Origin of the sequence: Paucibacter soli (assembly GCF_037482845.1) — a bacterium.
Lineage (GTDB): Bacteria > Pseudomonadota > Gammaproteobacteria > Burkholderiales > Burkholderiaceae_C > Paucibacter_B > Paucibacter_B soli.
In genome coordinates, this window is the sequence record NZ_JBBHJW010000002.1 from 582007 (window position 1) to 600326 (window position 18320).

21 protein-coding genes and 1 other RNA gene are annotated in these 18320 nt (G+C 67.8%); 15 read left to right on the top strand and 7 right to left on the bottom strand.

The window, feature by feature from the left end; translation table 11 throughout:
* Positions 1-45: 45 nt before the first annotated feature.
* From WG898_RS07365 to ubiG, 6 genes are all read right to left on the bottom strand, one after another.
* On the bottom strand, positions 46-1017 hold the full coding sequence (locus WG898_RS07365) for an alpha/beta fold hydrolase (RefSeq protein ID WP_339602105.1): 972 nt from the start codon (positions 1015-1017) through the stop codon (positions 46-48).
* Between the two features lie 17 nt (positions 1018-1034).
* Positions 1035-1817 carry a sulfurtransferase gene (locus WG898_RS07370; RefSeq protein ID WP_339602106.1) on the bottom strand — a complete coding sequence of 261 codons (783 nt, stop codon included), beginning with the start codon at positions 1815-1817 and terminating at the stop codon, positions 1035-1037.
* A gap of 79 nt (positions 1818-1896) precedes the next feature.
* Positions 1897-2193 carry a GYD domain-containing protein gene (locus WG898_RS07375; protein WP_339602107.1) on the bottom strand — a complete coding sequence of 99 codons (297 nt, stop codon included), beginning with the start codon at positions 2191-2193 and terminating at the stop codon, positions 1897-1899.
* Between the two features lie 319 nt (positions 2194-2512).
* Positions 2513-2885: a transfer-messenger RNA gene (ssrA, locus tag WG898_RS07380) on the bottom strand.
* A 14-nt stretch (positions 2886-2899) separates the two neighbouring features.
* The gene (locus WG898_RS07385) at positions 2900-3589 is read right to left on the bottom strand and encodes an HAD family hydrolase (protein WP_339602108.1); all 690 of its coding nucleotides are present in this window, start codon (positions 3587-3589) and stop codon (positions 2900-2902) included.
* 11 nt (positions 3590-3600) lie between these two features.
* On the bottom strand, positions 3601-4302 hold the full coding sequence (gene ubiG / locus WG898_RS07390) for a bifunctional 2-polyprenyl-6-hydroxyphenol methylase/3-demethylubiquinol 3-O-methyltransferase UbiG (protein WP_339602109.1): 702 nt from the start codon (positions 4300-4302) through the stop codon (positions 3601-3603).
* Positions 4303-4482: 180 nt separating this feature from the next.
* Here ubiG and WG898_RS07395 point away from each other — a divergent pair, with 180 nt between their 5' ends.
* The 13 genes from WG898_RS07395 (at position 4483) to dut (ending at position 16004) form a co-directional block, all read left to right on the top strand.
* Positions 4483-4866 carry a VOC family protein gene (locus WG898_RS07395; protein ID WP_339602110.1) on the top strand — a complete coding sequence of 128 codons (384 nt, stop codon included), beginning with the start codon at positions 4483-4485 and terminating at the stop codon, positions 4864-4866.
* Positions 4863-5324 (top strand): EVE domain-containing protein, encoded by a 462-nt coding sequence (locus WG898_RS07400; RefSeq protein ID WP_339602111.1) that lies wholly within the window; start codon positions 4863-4865, stop codon positions 5322-5324. Before WG898_RS07395 ends, WG898_RS07400 begins: the two co-directional genes overlap by 4 nt.
* A 202-nt stretch (positions 5325-5526) precedes the next feature.
* Positions 5527-6513 carry a BMP family lipoprotein gene (locus WG898_RS07405; RefSeq protein ID WP_339602112.1) on the top strand — a complete coding sequence of 329 codons (987 nt, stop codon included), beginning with the start codon at positions 5527-5529 and terminating at the stop codon, positions 6511-6513.
* Between the two features lie 26 nt (positions 6514-6539).
* Positions 6540-8096 (top strand): ABC transporter ATP-binding protein, encoded by a 1557-nt coding sequence (locus WG898_RS07410; protein WP_339602113.1) that lies wholly within the window; start codon positions 6540-6542, stop codon positions 8094-8096.
* Entirely contained in the window at positions 8093-9220 is a 1128-nt protein-coding gene (locus WG898_RS07415; protein ID WP_339602114.1) for an ABC transporter permease, read from the top strand. The genes WG898_RS07410 and WG898_RS07415 overlap by 4 nt, the downstream gene beginning before the upstream one ends.
* Positions 9213-10187 carry an ABC transporter permease gene (locus tag WG898_RS07420; protein ID WP_339602115.1) on the top strand — a complete coding sequence of 325 codons (975 nt, stop codon included), beginning with the start codon at positions 9213-9215 and terminating at the stop codon, positions 10185-10187. Before WG898_RS07415 ends, WG898_RS07420 begins: the two co-directional genes overlap by 8 nt.
* A complete protein-coding gene (gene cdd / locus WG898_RS07425; RefSeq protein ID WP_339602116.1) occupies positions 10187-10606 on the top strand; it encodes a cytidine deaminase in 420 nt (139 codons plus the stop codon). The genes WG898_RS07420 and cdd overlap by 1 nt, the downstream gene beginning before the upstream one ends.
* Positions 10607-10629: 23 nt before the next feature.
* On the top strand, positions 10630-11475 hold the full coding sequence (locus WG898_RS07430; protein ID WP_339602117.1) for a purine-nucleoside phosphorylase: 846 nt from the start codon (positions 10630-10632) through the stop codon (positions 11473-11475).
* Position 11476: 1 nt separating this feature from the next.
* Positions 11477-12253 carry a deoxyribose-phosphate aldolase gene (gene deoC, locus WG898_RS07435; RefSeq protein WP_339602118.1) on the top strand — a complete coding sequence of 259 codons (777 nt, stop codon included), beginning with the start codon at positions 11477-11479 and terminating at the stop codon, positions 12251-12253.
* 2 nt (positions 12254-12255) lie between these two features.
* Positions 12256-13563: a thymidine phosphorylase gene (gene deoA, locus WG898_RS07440; RefSeq protein ID WP_339602119.1), complete on the top strand. Its 1308-nt coding sequence runs from the start codon at positions 12256-12258 to the stop codon at positions 13561-13563.
* Between the two features lie 34 nt (positions 13564-13597).
* Positions 13598-14320, top strand: coding sequence for a tRNA (guanosine(46)-N7)-methyltransferase TrmB (trmB, locus tag WG898_RS07445; protein ID WP_339602120.1), 723 nt, complete (start codon positions 13598-13600; stop codon positions 14318-14320).
* Between the two features lie 14 nt (positions 14321-14334).
* Positions 14335-15552, top strand: a complete 1218-nt coding sequence (gene coaBC, locus WG898_RS07450) for a bifunctional phosphopantothenoylcysteine decarboxylase/phosphopantothenate--cysteine ligase CoaBC (protein WP_339602121.1) — start codon at positions 14335-14337, stop codon at positions 15550-15552.
* On the top strand, positions 15549-16004 hold the full coding sequence (gene dut, locus WG898_RS07455; protein WP_339602122.1) for a dUTP diphosphatase: 456 nt from the start codon (positions 15549-15551) through the stop codon (positions 16002-16004). The genes coaBC and dut overlap by 4 nt, the downstream gene beginning before the upstream one ends.
* 102 nt (positions 16005-16106) lie before the next feature.
* On the opposite strand, the gene WG898_RS07460 is transcribed toward dut, so the two are convergent.
* Positions 16107-16628, bottom strand: a complete 522-nt coding sequence (locus WG898_RS07460; RefSeq protein ID WP_339602123.1) for an FKBP-type peptidyl-prolyl cis-trans isomerase — start codon at positions 16626-16628, stop codon at positions 16107-16109.
* Between the two features lie 42 nt (positions 16629-16670).
* Between WG898_RS07460 and WG898_RS07465 the strand changes: the two genes are divergently transcribed.
* On the top strand, positions 16671-17795 hold the full coding sequence (locus WG898_RS07465; RefSeq protein ID WP_339602124.1) for a JmjC domain-containing protein: 1125 nt from the start codon (positions 16671-16673) through the stop codon (positions 17793-17795).
* A 7-nt stretch (positions 17796-17802) separates the two neighbouring features.
* The gene (locus WG898_RS07470; RefSeq protein WP_339602125.1) at positions 17803-18303 is read left to right on the top strand and encodes a hypothetical protein; all 501 of its coding nucleotides are present in this window, start codon (positions 17803-17805) and stop codon (positions 18301-18303) included.
* The last annotated feature ends 17 nt before the right edge of the window (positions 18304-18320 follow it).

Below are 18320 nucleotides of genomic sequence, written 5' to 3' on the forward strand. Positions count from 1 at the left end.
ATGATGAAGAAGGTGGATGTTGCTATGCCCGTGTGCCGCCGGACATCAGGGTTTGAGCGATTGCAAAAATGCCTGCACCGGCTTGAGCGTGGCGACCGGGTCTTCTTCCTGCGGCACGTGGCCGAGCGTATCAAAGACCACGAGCTGGCTGCCCTTGATCGCAGCATTCATCTGTTGGCCATATTCCAACGGGATCAAACGGTCGCGCCGGCCCCACAGTATCAGGGCAGGTTGGCGAATGTCGCCCAGCCGTGCGGCGTATTGCCCGGGCCGCATCTGCTCGAAGCGCTGGGTGAGGGCCAGGCGGTTGCCCTCGCGCAGGGTCAGCTCGAAGTAACGGTCCACCAACTCCGCCTTGACGATGGCCGGCTCGCCATAGACATTGCGCACCGAGTTTTCGATCAGGCGGCGCGGCAGAAAGCTGCTCACCAGGCTGCGCATGCCCGGTATGCGCGCGAGCGTAAAGCCCAGCGGCACCGACTCGGGCTTGAACGCCAGCCCGCCGGCATCCACCAGCAGCAACGCCGCTACGCGCTGCGGCTGCTGGGCCGCGAATTCCCAGGCGATCTGGCCACCCAGCGAGTTGCCACCCAGCACCACGCGCGGCAGTTCCAGCCGGTCGAGCAGGGCGAGCAGCATGCGCAGGTAGGCGGCGTCGCTGTAGTCACCGCTGCTGGCCGGGCCGCTGAGGCCGAAACCGGGCAGGTCCAGGGTGATGACGCGGCGCGTGGCGGCCAGCGTCTTCACCCACCCTTCCCAGGTATGTAGGCTGGCCGAGGTGCCGTGCAGCAGCACGATGGGCGTGGGGTCGCCGCGCGGCCCTTCGTCGCGCCAATGCAGCAGTTGCTGGCCACCGTCCAGCGGCAGTTCCATGAATTCGGAGGGCGGGGGCGCCCAGCGCGCCACCAGGCTCTCCAAGCTGCGCTCGGGCGCGCGGAAGGCCGCGGCGGTGATCGCCAGGGCCAGTATCAACAGGCCCAATAGGCGCAACAGCCAGTTGCTCAGCGCTTCGCTCACGGGGCGTTCAGGCGCATTCAGCCACGATGGGCTTCGCTGGCCGGCCGCACGATGTCGGTGGCGGGCGCCAGGCCGGCGCCGAGCGCCTCGCGCTGGTCGAACACGAAGCAGCTGCCGTGGTAATGCGGGCCGCCGGTCTCCTCGAAGTACTTGAGGATGCCGCCCTCGAGCTGGTAGACGGGGCCGTCCAGGCCCTGTTGCTGCAGCACGATGGCGGCCTTTTCGCAGCGTATGCCGCCGGTGCAGAAGCTCACCACGGTCTTGCCCATCAGCTCATCGCGGTGCGCGGTCAGCGCGGCGGGAAACTCGGTGAACTTGTTGATGCGCCAGTCGATCGCACCATCGAAGGTACCGTAGTCCACCTCGAAGGCATTGCGCGTGTCCAGCGTCACCACCGGCCGGCCCGCGTCGTCGTGGCCCTGGTCAAGCCAGCGCGCCAGCGTCTTGGCGGGCAGGGCGGGGGCGCGCGGCAATTGGTCGGGGCGGATCGCCGGCATATTCATGCGGATGATCTCGGGCTTGACCTTGACCAGCAGCTTCTTGAAGGGTACGGCCTCGCTCCAGCTTTCCTTGGGCGCCAGGTCGGCAAAGCGGGCGTCCTGCTGCAGGGCCGCGACCCAGCCGCGCACGCCTTCAGCGCTGCCGGCCAGGAACAGGTTGATGCCTTCCTCGGCGATCAGCACCGTGCCCTTCAGCCCCAAGGCCAGGGCGCGCTGATAAAGCGCCTCGCGCAAGACCAGCGCATCGGCGATCAGAACGAACTTGTAGGACGAGATATTGAGGATGGGGCCGGACTGCATGGGGCGGGATTGTAAGGAATGGCGTCGAGGGCCCTGGCTCGCCCAAGCCAGGGCCCTTTCTGGGCGCTCACGCCTTGCTTCAAGCCGGCAACTTCAACAAGATGGCGTTCATCTCATCGCGCGAGAAGGTGCGTATGGTCTGGGTGCGCACATTGCCCTGCATCGCGATAGCGGCACCAAAGGCGGCGATGGTCTGGTCGTCGGCGGCCTCGAACTGGCACACCAGGTCGTAGCTGCCGAACGCCCATTGGATGCTCTTCACGGTCACCCCCATCTTGCGGCCCAGCGCCTCCACCGCCTCGGCGCGGTGCGTGGTTTCCTTCAGGCTCTTCACGCCCTGGTCGGTGAAGTTGGCCAATACCGTATAGCTTGCCATGTGAGTCTCCTCGATGCGTTAGGCAAAGGCCGCGCTGCTGCCCACAAGCCCGGGTGCGGCCTCGAACGCGGCGGGGTGGGGCGATGCAGAGGGCCCGCAGGGGCCGGCTGGATCGCTCTTGAGACTAGGCCTAGGGCGGGCCGCATTCAACCCGGCCGCCGCCTGTGACCATGCAGCAAGGGACAGGCGGCGTGCGCCGGCGCGCCGGCCGACCCGCCCAAAGGAAAAGGCCCGGACTCTCACGAATTCGGGCCTTCTTCGGTCTTGCTTGGCGGCACGCCCACCGGCCTTGCGGCCGGTGCGCCTGCGGCGCTCTGGATGGTGGAGCCGGGGGGAATTGAACCCCCGTCCGTCAGCCATCACCGGGCAGATCTACATGCTTAGCCGGCTGATTTGAATCTCACGGCAAGAGTCGCGCAGTGGCACGCTACCCTTCCCGCCAGTCACTGAATCTCGTCCTGAACCGAGTAACCCGGCGCAGAACCAGCCAATGTGAATGACTTCTCAGCTTTCCGTCTTGCGACTTGAGCCCGGCCCATTGGCCTGCCGTTGAGAAGCTCAACTGCAATTAAGCAGCGAGTGCGAACGTAGAGTCGTTTGCAGTTACTTTGTTTCCAGTGGTTTTACGAGCGAACTGGTGCTCGGCATGCCCCACTCCGGATCCGCACCCACGTCGAAACCAAGTCGGCCCCAGAGAAGTCTCACATTATGCCTGCTGCAGCAATTTCAAGAGGGCCAGCGGTTCATCGATGATGAAATCTGCGCCCCAGGCATCCACAGTGCCGCCATGCCCCAGATAGCCCCAGGAGGCCGCCACGGTGAGCATGCCGGCGGCGCGGCCGGCCAGGATGTCGCGCTCGTCGTCGCCCACATAGACGCAATGCTCGGGCGCCACGCCGATGCGGCGCGCGGCCTCCAGCAGCGAGCCCGGGTGCGGCTTGGCATGTGGGGTGGTGTCTCCGCCCACCACGGCAGCGGCCGCGCCGGCCAGGCCGAGGGCGCGCGTCATCGGCAGCGCGAAGCGTTCGGCCTTGTTGGTGACGATGCCCCAGGGCAGATTGAGCTCGCGCAAGCGCGCCAGCAAGGGCGGCACGTCGGCAAAGACCGCGGTTTGCTGCAGCATGCGGCGTTCGTAGCGGCCCAGGAACTCGGTCTTGAGGCTCTCGAACTCCAGGTGCGCGGGGCTCACCTCCAGCGAGATGCCCAACATGCCGCGCGCGCCCGAGCCCACCATGGGGCGCAACAGTTCGTAGGCCAGCGGCGCCAACCCGCGCTCGGCGCGCATCTCGTTGGCTGCGCCGGCCAGGTCGGGGGCGCTGTCGATCAGCGTGCCGTCGAGGTCGAACAGCACGGCACGCAGCCGGCGCGAAGGCGCGAGCAAGGGCTCGGCTGCCATCAGTTCCAGGCTCATAGCGGGCGGCGGCAGGCGATCATGTAGTTCACATCGGTGTCGCCACCGATGCTGTAGCGCTGGGTCAATGGGTTGTAGCCCAGGCCCTTGGCGCTGTGCAGCTCCAGGCCGGCGTCGCGGCACATCTGCGCCAGTTCGGCCGGCTTGATGAAACGCGCGTACTCATGCGTGCCGGCCGGCAGCATCTTGAGCAGGTATTCGGCGCCGACGATGGCCAGCATGAAGGCCTTGAGATTGCGGTTCAGCGTGGAGAGGAACACCCAGCCGCCCGGCTTCACGAGCGTGCCCAGGGCGCGCACCACCGAGGCGGGGTCGGGCACATGCTCGAGCATCTCCATGCAGGTGACGGTGTCGAACTCGCCCGGGCGTTGCTCGGCCAGGGCCTCGACGGCAATCTCCTGGTAGCTGACGTTCTCGGTGCCGGCCTCCATGGCGTGCAGCTGGGCCACGCGCAGCGGCTTGGTGGCGAGGTCGATGCCCAGCGCGATCGCGCCCTTGCGCGCCATCGAGTCGGTCAGGATGCCGCCGCCGCAACCCACGTCCAGCACCTTCTGCCCAGCCAGTGGGCTCAGCGAGTTGATCCAGTCCAGACGCAGCGGGTTGATCTGGTGCAGGGGCTTGAATTCGCTCTCGGCGTCCCACCAGCGGTGGGCCAGCTCGCTGAATTTGGCGAGCTCTTGGGGGTCGGCATTCGTCATGGACGGGGATGGTAGCGCAAGGCGCAATCGGGGTAGGGCGCCCATGCCGCCCAGCAAGCGTGTGCGCGGCTGCGGTGCGCCATCAGGCTGCTGACACAAGCTGACAGCAGGGCCGCCTAGCATGCGCATGCGTCTCTGCAAGCCCTGCAGCGACCAGCCAACATACATTCAGGAGGCCTTATGCCGCAAGCCAACTCACAACCCAACTTCCTCATCCTTTACGTCGCAAGCCCGCTGGCCAGCGCGTCCTTCTACACGCGGCTGCTGGGCCGCGAGCCTGTCGAGGCATCGCCGGGCTTTGCCATGTTTGCGCTTGATGGCGGCATGATGCTGGGCCTGTGGACGCGCGCCGATGTGCAGCCGGCCGCCAGCGCCCAGGCCGGTGCGACGGAACTGTGTTTCGCGCAGGACGACGCGGCCGCGGTGGACGCGCTGCTGGCCAAATGGGCGGGCCTGGGGCTGCCCATCATCCAGGCACCCACGCAGATGGACTTCGGCTACACCTTCTGCGCCGCCGATCCCGACGGCCATCGCCTGCGCGTGTTCCACGCGGCGCAAGGGTGAGTGCCCCGCGCAACTGGCTGGCGGTGGCCAGCGCCGAGCATGTGCGGCGTGGGCGGGCCGAGGGCTTTATGCAGGTCTGCCATGGCAAGGCGGCGCCGCTGCGCCGGCTCGCGCCGGGCGACCGGGTGGTGTATTACTCACCCACCGAGACCTTCGGTGGCCAGGATCGCCTGCAGGCCTTCACCGCGATCGGCACGCTGCGCCTGGGCAGCCCCTACCAGGTGGACATGGACGGGGGCTTCTGCCCCTTTCGCCGCGATGTCGACTGGCTGGCGGCACGGCCGGCCCCGATCGCGCCACTGCTGGAGCGCCTGGATCTGACGCGCGGCCAGCGCAACTGGGGCTACCAGTTGCGCTTCGGCCTGCTGGAGCTCGGCGCGGCCGATCTGGATCTGATCGCGCAGGCCATGCAGGCAGCGCTGCCGGCGCCGGCGCAGGGCGATCTGGCGTTCGGCTGAGCGGCCGGCGCGATTTGCGCAAACCAGCAAATACGGGCGCGCAAACGTTTAGCGTTTTCCTTATTAGCCGATACACTCGCGCTTTTTAGAATGCCCCTGTTCCCGCCGGCCGCCCGTACCGATCCGCAAGATCGCTGTGCGGGCCCGCCCACCGCGCGTGCTGGCGTCTATCCCAACCTGTGCAAGCCTGTATAGGACCGCAATGAAGCTGCTCACTCTGTCTACGCTGGCCGGCGCTGCCCTGGCCCTTGCCGCCTCGTCCGCTGCCATCGCACAGGCCACGCCGGCGGTGATCTTCGACATGGGCGGCAAGTTCGACAAGTCCTTCAACGAGTCGGCCTACCGGGGCGTGGAGCGCTGGAAGGCCGAGACCGGCGGCAAGTACCTCGAATTCGAGATCAGCAACGAGACCCAACGCGTGCAGGCGATCCGCCGCATGGCCGAGCGCGGCGCCAGCCCCATCATCTCGATCGGTTTCGCCCAGGCCTCGGCGCTGGAGCAGGTGGCCAAGGAGTTCCCCAAGATCAAGTTCGCCATCGTCGACATGGTGGTGAACCAGCCCAATGTGCAGTCGCTGGTGTTCAAGGAGCATGAGGGCAGCTTCCTGGTCGGTGCCATGGCCACGCTCAGCAGCAAGACCGGCAAGGTCGGCTTCGTGGGCGGCATGGACATCCCGCTGATCCGCAAGTTCCAGTGCGGCTACGAGCAGGGCGCCAAGGCGGCCAACGCCAAGACCGAGGTGGTCTCGAATATGACCGGCACCACCGCCACCGCCTGGAACGATCCCACGCGCGGCGGCGAACTGGCCAAGGCCCAGTTCGCCAAGGGTGTGGACGTGGTGTTCGCAGCCGCGGGTGGCACCGGCAGCGGTGTCTACCAGGCCGCCAAGGACGCCGGCAAGCTGGCCATCGGGGTGGACAGCAACCAGAACCATATCCAGCCCGGCACCATGCTGACCTCGATGGTCAAGCGCGTGGACGTGGCGGTCTACAACGTGCTGAAGGACTGGAAGGCCGGCGTCAGCGTGCTCGGGCTCAAGGAAGGTGGCGTCGACTACGCCGTCGATCAGCACAATGCCAAGCTCATCACGCCCGCGCTGAAGAGCAAGGTCGAGGCCTACAAGGCCGACATCATTGCCGGCAAGATCAAGGTCGCCGACTACATGGCCGACAACGCCTGCAAGTACTGACGAAGCAGCCAAGAGCAGAGCGGCCCATGTCTGAGTCCAAGCGCGCGCCGGCGGTCCGGCTGTGCGAGATTTCCAAGCGCTTCGGCGCGGTGCAGGCGAATCGCGGCGTGACGCTGGCGGTGGAGAGTGGCACGGTGCATGGCATCGTGGGCGAGAACGGCGCCGGCAAGTCCACGCTGATGGCCATACTCTACGGCTACTACCAAGCCGACGAGGGCCACATCGAGGTGGGCGGCGAGCGCGTCAGCATCGCCAATTCGCACCAGGCGATCGCCCTGGGCGTGGGCATGGTGCACCAGCACTTCATGCTGGTGGACACGCTGTCCTGCCTGGACAACGTGATGCTGGGCGCCGAGCCCACCTTCTTCCTGGCGCCTGGCAAGCGTGCCGTGCGCGCCAAGCTCGAGGCCCTGATGCGCAGCACCGGCCTGCAGGTGCGGCTGGATGCGCTGGTGGGCGAGCTGCCCGTGGGCGAGTTGCAGCGCCTGGAGATCCTCAAGGCCCTGTATCGCGGCGCCAGGATCCTGATCCTCGACGAACCCACGGCGGTGCTGACCCCGCAGGAGACCGAGCAGCTGTTCGAAACCCTGCGCACGCTGCGCGCCCAGGGCACGACGATTCTGCTCATCACGCACAAGCTCAAGGAAGTGATGGCCTTGTGCGACGAGGTCACCGTGATGCGTGCCGGCCAGGTCATCAAGACCACGGCGATTGCTGATACCAGCCCGGAAGACCTGGCCGAAGCCATGGTGGGCCGCAAGGTGAATCTGGGCCGCGCTGAGACACAGGCGGCGCAGGGTCAGGCCTTGCGCCTGCGGGCCTTGGGGCTGCGCCTGCGCGATGCCCATGGTGTGCCGGCGCTGGCTGGCGTGGACCTGCAGTTGCGCGCCGGCGAGATCGTCGGCGTGGCCGGCGTTTCGGGCAATGGCCAGAGCGAGCTGCTGGAGGTGCTGTCTGGCATGCGCGCGCCCGAGGCCGGCGAGTTGCAGCTGGGCGAGGCGCGCTTCACGGCCGGCGCCTGGCTAAGCCCCAAGCGGGCGCGCGAACTCAAGCTGGCCCATGTGCCGGAGGATCGCCAGTTGCTGGGCATGGTGATGAGCTTCCCGGCCTGGGAAACCGCGGCCCTGGGATACCACGAGCAGGCACAGTACCGTGCAGCGCCGCTGGGCCTGGCGATGAACCAGGACCATATGCGCGCGCAGACGGCGCAGATGATGGAACGCTTCGACGTGCGCCCCCGCGATGCGCAACTGGGCTCGTCCAAGTTCTCCGGCGGCAACCAGCAGAAGCTGATCCTGGCGCGCGAGATCGGCCAGCAGCCGCAGCTGCTGCTGGTGGGCCAGCCCACGCGTGGCGTGGACATAGGCGCAATCGAATTCATCCATGGCCAGCTGCGCCGTCTGCGCGACGAGGGCTGTGCGGTGCTGCTGGTGAGCAGCGAACTGGACGAGATCCTGGCCCTGGCCGATCGCGTGTTGGTCATGAACTGCGGCCGTATCACCGGCGAACTGGGGATCGCGGAGTGCGACGAAAAGACATTGGGCCTCTTGATGGCCGCACAAGCTGAGGTGGCCGCCGCATGAGTAGCAATGCGCAAGCGATTGTGATCCCGCGCTGGATGGATCTGGTGCTGCTGCCCTTGTGGAACCTGCTCGTCGCCCTGCTGGTGGCGGGCGGCGTGGTGCTGCTGATCGGCGAGAGCCCGCTGCAGGCCCTGTCCATCCTGCTCAACGGCGCCTTGGGTAACGCGCGCGGACTGGGCTACACGCTCTATTACGCGACCACCTTCATCTTCACCGGCCTGGCGGTGGCGGTGGCCTTCCATGGCGGCCTTTTCAATATCGGCGGCGAGGGCCAGGCCACCTTCGGCGGCCTGGGCGTGGCGCTGCTGGCCCTGTGGCTGGGCCACAGCCTGCCCGCCTGGCTGATGCTGCCGCTGGTGGTGCTGGCCGCGGCCCTGTTCGGCATGCTGTGGGCGGCGGTGCCGGCCTGGCTGCAGGCCTGGCGCGGCAGCCATATCGTCATCACCACCATCATGTTCAATTTCCTGGCCGCCAGCCTGAACGTCTATCTGCTGGTGAACTGGCTGCGCCCGGCCGGCTCGATGTCGGTGGAAAGCGCCAACTTCGCCGACAGCGCGCGCATGCCGGCGCTGCACCAGTTGGCCGAGAAGCTCGGTGTCGAACTGCCGTCCTCGCCCTTGAACCTGAGCCTCGTGCTGGCCTTGCTGGCCTGCTGCTTCGTGAGCTGGTTCCTGTGGAAGAGCCGCGCCGGCTATGCGCTGCGCGCGGTGGGTTCGGCGCCGCAGGCCGCGCATTACGCCGGCATGAATCCGCGCCTGCAGGTGCTGATCGCAATGGGCATCTCGGGTGCGCTGGCCGGTCTCGTGGGCGTGAACGAGATCTCGGGCGTGCAGGGCAAGCTGACGCTGGACTTCGTGGCTGGCGCCGGCTTCACCGGCATCGCGGTCTCGCTGATGGGGCGCAACCACCCGCTGGGCATCATCCTGGCCTCGCTGCTGTTCGGCGTGCTCTACCAGGGCGGCGTCGAGGTGTCCTTCGAGCTGCCGCGCTTCAGCCGCGAGATGGTGGTGACGGTGCAGGGCCTGATCGTGCTGTTTGCAGGCGCCATGGCGATGGTGAGCGCGCCGATGTTTGCGCGCATCTATGCCGCGCTCCAACGCAGGGAGGGAAGCGCCCGTGGATGAGGTCCTGATCGGTTCGGTGCTGGCGTCCACGCTGCGCGTCACCACGCCCTTGCTGCTGTGCGCCCTGGCGGGCCTGATCTCGGAGCGCTCCGGCGTGATCGACATCGGCCTGGAGGGCAAGATGCTGTTCGCCGCCTTTGCCGCGGCCGCCGCCGCCAGCGTGGGGCATTCCACCGCGCTGGGCCTGGGCGCGGCCATGCTGGTGGCCTGCCTGCTCTCGCTCTTGCATGGCTTTGCCTGCGTCACCCACCGCGGCGACCAGGTGGTGTCGGGCGTGGCCATCAATATGGTGGCGGCCGGCTTGACCGTGGTGCTGGGCATCGCCTGGTTTGCCCAGGGCGGGCAGACACCACCGGTCGATGCCGCGGTGCGCCTCACCGGCCTTGTCAGCGCGTTTGCCGAGCCGGTGGAGGGCAGCAGGTGGGCATCGGTGCTCGGCCATGGTCTCCTGAGCCACAACATCCTGGTGTATCTGGCCTTTGCGCTGGTGGGCGGTGTCTGGTTCTTCCTCGAGCGCACCAAGCCCGGCCTGCGCCTGCGTGCGGTGGGCGAGAACCCGGCCATGGTGGATGCGGCCGGCGTCTCGGTGCCGCGCCTGCGCTATGCCGCATTGCTGCTCAACGGCTTGCTGTGCGGCCTGGCCGGCAGCTATCTGACGCTGGCGCAGAACGCCAATTTCTCGCCGAACATGACGGCCGGGCGCGGCTTCATCGCGCTGGCGGCGATGATCTTCGGCAAGTGGAAGCCCCTACCTACGATGGCGGCCTGCCTGCTGTTCGGCTTCCTCGACGCCGCCGCCATTCGGCTGCAAGGGGTGGCCATCCCTGCTGCATGGGGTGGGGGCGAGGTACCGGTGCAGGCGATCCAGGCCTTGCCCTATCTGCTGACCGTGGTGCTGCTGGCCGGTTTCATCGGCCAGGCGCTGGCGCCCAAGGCGCTGGGTCGGCCCTATATCAAGGAACGTTGATGTTGCAACTTCCACCCGATGTGCTGCAGCGCCTGCTCGCTGCCGCGCAGGCAGCGCGCGCGCGCTCCTATTCGCCTTACTCCAAGTACCCGGTGGGTGCCGCGGTGCTGGACGAGCAGGGCATCATCCATGCCGGCTGCAATGTCGAGAATGCGGCCTATCCTCAGGGGTGGTGCGCCGAGGCCACGGCCCTGGGCGCGATGGTGATGGCGGGTGGCCGCCAGGCGCAGGCGGTGCTGGTCACCGGCCCAGGGCCCGACATCATCACGCCCTGCGGCGGCTGCCGCCAGAAGCTGCGCGAGTTTGCTGCCGGCGAACTCATCGTCATTGCCGCCGACCCCCAGGGCGTGAAGGCGCAATGGACGCTGGAACAACTCTTGCCGGCCAGCTTTGGCCCGGACCATCTGAAGCACCTCTGAACGGTGCACCGGAGACACGCAACATGATCGACAACAACGAACTGAACCCCCTCATCGACGCCAGCGTCGCACGCCTGCAGGCCGAGTTTGGCGCCGCCCCCGAAGTGGCGGTGGTGCTGGGCTCGGGCTGGGCCGGTGCGGTGGACCAGGTACAGGGCGCCAAGCATCTGGCCTATGGCGAGCTGCCGGCCTTCCCCCGGCCCAAGGTCGAGGGCCATGTCAGCGAGGTGGTGGTCGGCACCATGGGCGCACAGCGCGTGGCCATGCTGCGCGGCCGCGCCCATACCTACGAAAGCGGCGAGTGCACCGGCATGGCCGGCGCACTGCGCAGCCTCAAGCGCTGGGGCGTCAAGGTGCTGATCCAGACCAATGCCTCGGGCTCGCTGCGCCCGCACATGCCGCCCGGCAGCCTGATGCTGATCGCCGATCACATCAACGCACCACAGCGTTCGCCGCTGGTGGGCGAGCCCGGCAGCGAGCGCTTTGTGGACATGAGCAGCGCCTACGACGCCGAGTTGCGCGCGCAAGCCAAGAAGGTGGCGCAGGCGCACAACCTCAAGCTCGGCGAGGGCACCTATGTCTGGGCCCTGGGCCCGCAGTTCGAGACCCCGGCCGAGATTCGCATGTTCGCCGCCTGGGGCGCCGATGCCGTGGGCATGAGCACCGTACCCGAGACCATCCTGGCGCGCCATGCCGGCCTGCGCGTGATGGGCCTGGCGCTGATGACGAATATGGCCGCCGGCCTGTCGGCCGAGGCCCTGACCCATGCGCTGACGCTGCAGCAGGCGGCCGTGTCGGGCGAACGCGCCGCGGCCTTCCTGGCGCAGCTGGTGGCCGGCATGGCCGAACTGCCGTCGCTGAAGGCCTGATATGGATGCGATGCAAGACCTGACCCTGCAGGACAGCGCCCGGCTGGCCCTGCAATGCCTGGACCTCACCAGCCTGAACGACGCCGACACCGAGGCCGACATCGAGGCCTTGTGCCGCCGCGCCCAGAGCGCCCATGGCCCGGTGGCCGCGGTGTGCGTGTGGCCGCGCTTCGTGGCGCTGGCACGGCGCCTGCTGCCGGCCGAGATCCAGGTGGCCGCGGTGGCCAATTTCCCGGATGGTGCGCTGGACCTGCCGCGCGCGCTGGCCGATGTGGCTGCGATCGCCCAGGCCGGTGGCAACGAGGTGGACGTGGTGCTGCCCTACAAGGCCCTGATGGCGGGGCAGGGCAGCGAGGTGGCCGAGTTCCTGGCCGAGGTGCGCCATGCCAGCCGGCCGCTCACGCTCAAGGTCATCATCGAAAGCGGCGAACTGGCCACGCCCGAGCTGATCGCCGAGGCCACCCGGCTGGCGCTGATGGCCGGCGCCGATTTCGTCAAGACCAGCACCGGCAAGAGCCGCGTCTCGGCCACCCCTGCTGCCGCCGCGGTGATGCTGCAGGAGATCGCGGCCAGCGGCCTCTCCGCGGCCGGTTTCAAGGCCTCGGGGGGTATACGCTCGGTGGCCGACGCGCGCGGCTATCTGCAGCAGGCACGCGTCAAGCTGGGCGAGGGGGCCTTGAACGCGCGCCGCCTGCGCTTCGGCGCCAGCGGCCTGCTCAATGACATCGAGGCGGTGCTTGCGGGCCAGGCCTCGGCAGCCTCTTCCAGCGCCTACTGAACATGCTTGCTCAAGAAATCATCCGCGCCAAGCGCGACGGCCACAGCTTGTCGGAAGCCCAGATCCAGCACTTTGTGCGCGGCCTGGTGGACGGCAGCTGGAGCGAGGGCCAGGTGGCCGCGTTGGGCATGGCGGTGTTCCTGCGCGGCATGGGCCGCGAGGAGGCGGTGGCGCTGACCCGCGCCATGATGCATTCCGGCCGCGTGCTGGCCTGGCCCGACATGCCGGGCCCGGTGCTGGACAAGCATTCCAGCGGTGGCGTGGGCGACAAGGTCAGCCTGATGCTGGCGCCCATGGTGGCGGCCTGCGGCGGCTATGTGCCCATGATCGCCGGTCGTGGCCTGGGCCATACCGGCGGTACGGTGGACAAGCTCGAGGCCATCCCCGGCTACAACACCATGCCGGCGCCCGCGGACTTCGACCGCCTGGTGCGCAGCCTGGGCTGCGCCGTGATCGGCCAGACCGGCGACCTCGCACCCGCGGACAAGCGCTTTTATGCCTGCCGCGACGTCACCGCCACGGTGGAGAGCGTGCCGCTCATCACCGCCAGCATCCTGTCCAAGAAGCTGGCCGCCGGCCTGCAGGTGCTGGCCATGGACATCAAGTGCGGCAATGGCGCGTTTGCCGACACGCCGGACTTTGCCTATGAGCTGGCCGAGAGCATCGTCAGCGTGGCCGGCGGTGCCGGCCTGAAGACGCGCGCGCTCATCACCGACATGAACCAGGTGCTGGGCTATGAGGTCGGCAATGCGCTGGAGATCCAGGAGACCCTGGACTATCTGACCGGCAAGCGGGTCGAGCCGCGCCTGCACGAGGTGACGCTGGCGCTGGCCGCCGAGATGCTGGTGCTGGGCGGCCTGGCCGCTGATGCCGCGGCCGCCCGCGTCAAGCTGCAGGCCGGGCTGGACAGCGGCGCCGCGGCCGAGAAATTTGCGCAGATGGTGGCGGCCCTGGGCGGCCCGTCCGATCTGCTGGAGCGCCCACAGCAATACCTGAGCCCGGCGCCCGTGGTGCTGCCGGTGCCGGCGCCACGCGACGGCGTGCTGAGCGCGATGAAGACGCGCGAGATCGGCCTCGTCATCGTGGAGATGGGCGGCGGCCGCCGCCAGGCCGGCGATGCGATCGACTTCCGCGTGGGCCTCTCCGAGGTGCGCCATCTGGGCGCTAGCTTCAAGGCCGGCGAGACCATGGCCCTGGTGCATGCGGCCGATGAGGCCAGCGCGGCGCGCGCCGTGGCGGCCTACCAGGCCGCCTGCACGCTGGGCGAGGCCTATGTGCCTAGCCCCATCGTGATGGCGACGGTGGGCTAGACTCCTGCCCCCTGCTGTCCTTCGCTTTCCCGCCATGACCGACCCCGCCGAGTCCCCCGCCGAGCCGACTGAAGCGCCCGAGCGCCGCCGCATCAAGAGCTTCGTGACGCGCCCCGGCCGCATGGGCACGGGCCAGGTCAAGGCCCTGGCCGAGCTGGGCCCGCGTTTCGTGCTGCCCTACACGCCGGGTCAAAGGCTGGATCCCGTGGCCCTGTTCGGCCGCGAGGCGCCGCTGGTGCTGGAGATCGGCTTCGGCATGGGCGCGGCCACGGCGCTGATCGCCAAAGAGCTGCCGGACCACGACTTCCTCGGCTGCGAGGTGCACGAGCCCGGCGTGGGCGCGCTGCTCAAGCTGATCGGCGAGCAGCAGATCGGCAATATCCGCATCTTCCAGCACGACGCGGTCGAGGTGCTGGAGCAGATGATCGCGCCGGCCTCCTTGGCGGGCGTGCATATCTTCTTCCCCGATCCCTGGCACAAGAAACGCCACAACAAGCGTCGCCTGATCCAGGCGCCCTTTGTTGCCAAGCTGGTGCAGCACATCCGCCCCGGCGGCTACCTGCATTGCGCGACCGACTGGGAGCCTTATGCCCAGCAGATGCTGGAGGTGCTGGGCGCCGAGCCGACCTTGGAGAACACCGCTGCCTCTGCCAATGGCTATGCCGAAAAGCCGGCCTACCGCCCGCTCACCAAGTTCGAAAACCGCGGCATCCAGCTGGGCCACGGCGTCTGGGACCTGGTGTTTCGCAAGCGCTGATAGAGTGCAGCAGCATGTCTGAAGCACTTCAATTGCAAGGCAAGCACATCCTGCTGGGCCTCTCGGGCGGCATCGCCTGCTACAAGATCGCCGAGCTGACACGCCTGCTCACCAAAGCGGGCGCGACGGTGCAGGTCATCATGAGCGCCGCTGCCGAGGCCTTCATCACCCCGGTGACCATGCAGGCGCTGTCCAACCGCAGCGTCTATACGAGCCAGTGGGATGCGCGCGAGGCCAACAATATGGCCCACATCAATCTGAGCCGCGAGGCCGATCTGATGCTGATCGCGCCGGCCAGCGCCGACTTCATCGCCAAGCTGGCGCAGGGCAGGGCGGACGAATTGCTGAGCCTCACCGCGCTGGCGCGGCCAGCCGAGCGCTGCGCCCTGCTGGTGGCCCCGGCGATGAACCGCGAGATGTGGGCCCACCCCGCAACCCAGCGCAATGTGGCGCAGCTGCGCGCCGATGGCGCCTTGGTGCTGGGCCCGGCCAGCGGCGACCAGGCCTGCGGCGAGATCGGCGATGGCCGCATGCTGGAGGCCGAGGAGCTGCTGGACGAGGTCATCGCCTTCTTCCAACCCAAGCTGCTGGCTGGCAAGCGCTTGCTGATCACCGCCGGCCCGACCTTCGAGCCCATCGACCCGGTGCGCGGCATCACCAATCTCTCCAGCGGCAAGATGGGTTTCGCGATCGCGCGTGCCGCCGCCGAGGCCGGCGCCCAGGTCACCTTGGTGGCCGGTCCGGTGCATCTGGCCACGCCGCGCGGCGTGCGCCGCATCGATGTGCAGACCGCCCAGCAGATGTTTGATGCGGTGCTGCCGTGTGCGGCACAGCATGATGTGTTCGTGGCCACCGCGGCGGTGGCCGATTGGCGCCCGGCGCAGATGAACGAGCACAAGATCAAGAAGAAGGACGGTACGCAGACAGCGCCGACCTTCGAGTTGAGCGAGAACCCCGACATCCTCGCGGCCGTGGCCGCCTTGCCCGATCGGCCCTATTGCGTAGGTTTTGCCGCCGAGAGCCAGGAGCTGGTCAAGCATGCACGCGAAAAGCTGTTGCGCAAGCAGGTGCCGCTGATCGTCGGCAATCTGGGTCCGGCGACCTTTGGCCGCGACGACAACGCCCTGGTGCTGGTGGATGCCGCCGGCGAGCGCGAGCTGCCTCGCAATGACAAACTGAGTCTGGCCCGCCAACTCGTGGCCGACATCGCGACCCGACTGCAACAAGCATGACAAGCACCACTGTTGATCTGAAAGTGCTCGACGCCCGCATGGCCGAGCAGCTTCCCACCTATGCCACGCCCGGCAGCGCCGGCCTGGACCTGCGTGCCTGCCTGGACGCGCCCGTGACGCTGGAACCCGGCCAGACCTTCTTGGTGCCCACCGGCCTGGCCATTCACATCGGCGACCCGGGCCTGGCGGCCATGATCCTGCCGCGCTCGGGCCTCGGCCACAAGCATGGCATCGTGCTGGGCAATCTGGTCGGCCTGATCGACTCCGACTACCAGGGCCAGTTGATGGTGAGCTGCTGGAACCGCGGCCACACCACCTTTGTCATCAACCCCATGGAGCGCATCGCGCAACTGGTGCTGGTGCCGGTGGTGCAGGCCGCGTTCCGTGTCGTCGACGACTTTGACGCCTCGCACCGTGGCGAAGGCGGCTTCGGCTCAACCGGTAAACATTGAGCCCCTCGCCCGCGGGTACGCGAGCGCTCCCCCGAGGGGACGCCCGCCTGTGGCGGGCACAAGTCGTTCTTGGGGCGGCCCGGCGAACGACTTGATTGCAACTCAATGTAGTTGTGCGTCGGGCGGCGCGCCGGTGGCGACGCTGAACACCGCCTCGCCCAGGCTGCCCACCTCGATCTCGGCCTCGGTGGCCTCGCGCACATCGCGCACGCGCAGATGCATGCGCAGGCCGATGCCGGCGAGCGGGTGGTTGCCGTCCAGCACCGCATGCTCGGGATAGAGCTCGGTGACGGTGTAGATGGCCTCGGCCGGCATGTCCTTGGTGGTGGCGCCTTCGGGCATGCCTTCGAACTGCATGCCCACTTCGACGTTCTCGGGCAGCACGCTGCGCGGCTCGAAGCAGACCAGGCCGGAGTCGTAGTCGCCAAAGGCATCGTCGGGCTGCAGGGCCAGGCTGGTTTCATAGCCGGTTTCCTGGCCGGCAATGGCCTCTTCCACCTTGGCGAACAGGTCGTCGCCGCCGTAGAAGAATTCGAGAGGGTTGACCAGTTCGTCGATCAACTGGCCTTGGGCGTCTTCCAGTCTCCAGCTCAGGGAGACGACGCAGGGGGCAGAAATTAGCATGGCTCAATTGTTTCACATAGTCGCAGGGCGACAATCGCCGCCATGAACATCAAGCTCTCCACACCTCTGCTGGGCGGTCTCAGCCCCGAACAATTCATGCGGCGCCATTGGCAGAAGAAGCCGCTGTTGGTGCGCCAGGCCCTGCCCGGCATCCGCCCGCCGGCCTCGCGCAGCGAATTGGCCGCGCTGGCCGCCAGCGAGGATGTCGAGTCGCGCCTGGTCTCGCAGTTCAGCGGCAAATGGGCTCTGAAGCAGGGCCCCATCGCCAAGCTGCCGCCCTACAGCAAGCCGGGCTGGACCCTGTTGGTGCAGGGGCTGGATCTGCATCTGCAGAATGCCCATGAGCTGCTCGCGCAGTTCCGCTTCGTGCCCGAGGCGCGGCTGGACGATCTGATGATTTCCTATGCCAGCGATGGCGGCGGCGTGGGCCCCCATTTCGATTCCTACGATGTGTTCCTGATCCAGGTGCATGGCCAGCGCCGCTGGCGCATCGGCCGCCAGGGCGTGGCCACCAGCGGCGCGCTGCGCGCGGGCGTGCCGGTGAAGCTGCTGGCGGACTTCGAGCCCGAGCAGGAGTTTGTGCTCGAGCCCGGCGACATGCTCTACCTGCCGCCGGGCTGGGCGCATGACGGCATTGCCATCGGCGAATGCATGACCTGCTCGGTGGGCTTTCGCACGCCCTGGCGAGCCGAGCTGGCGCGCGAGCTGCTGCAGCGTCTGATGGACGATGACTCGCAGGCTTATGCCAACAAGATGTATGCCGACCCCAAGCAGGCCGCCACCGAGGCGCCGGGCGAGATCCCGCAGCAACTGCTGGACTTTGCGCGCGACGCCACCGAGCGCGCGCTGAAGGAGCCGCTGGCGCTGGAGCGTGCGTTGGGCGAGGCGCTCACCGAGCCCAAGCCACGCGTCTGGTTCGAGCAGGGTGGCGTGCTGCCCGCGGGGGCCGGCATCGCGCTCGATCGGCGCAGCCGCATGATGTACGACCGCGCCCATGTCTTCATCAATGGCGAGTCCTTCCGCGCCGCCGGGCGCGATGCGCAGCTGATGCGGCGCCTGGCCGACGCGCGCGCCCTGAGTGCCAAGGAGGTCGCCAAACTCTCCGATGGCGCGCGCGAGTTGCTGGAGATCTGGGTCGAGGATGGCTGGGTGCAAGCCCAGGAGTGAGGTCGCGATGGAACTGCAGACCGGCATCCTGAATTCGCGCGAGCAGGTGCTCGCGGCGCTCAAGGCAGGCCTGCTGCAGGCCCTGGCCCAGGGCGGGCGCGAGCAATGCTGGCTGGACCGCGACTTCAGCGCCTGGCCGCTCTCGGACCCCGAGGTGCTGGCCGCGCTGAAGGCCTGGGCCTTGCCGCATCGCCGCCTGCATCTGCTGGCGCAGCACTATGAGGGCCTGCGCCGCGTGCATCCGCGCTTTGTGCGTTGGCGCCAGGACTATGGCCATGTGGTGGAGGCCGGCAGCTACACCGAAGAGGACATGGCGCTGGCGGGTGGCCGCAAGCTCGACGCCCTGCTGCTGGCGCCGGGCACGCTATGCCTGCGCGTGCTGGATGGCGAGCATTGGCGCGCGGTCTTGTCCGCAGAGCGCCCGGATGAATTGCTGGCACGCGAATGGTTTGATGCGATTCAGCAACGATCAAGCCCTTCCTTCAGTGCTACGACATTGGGTTTGTAAGGAGACCGCAATCAACC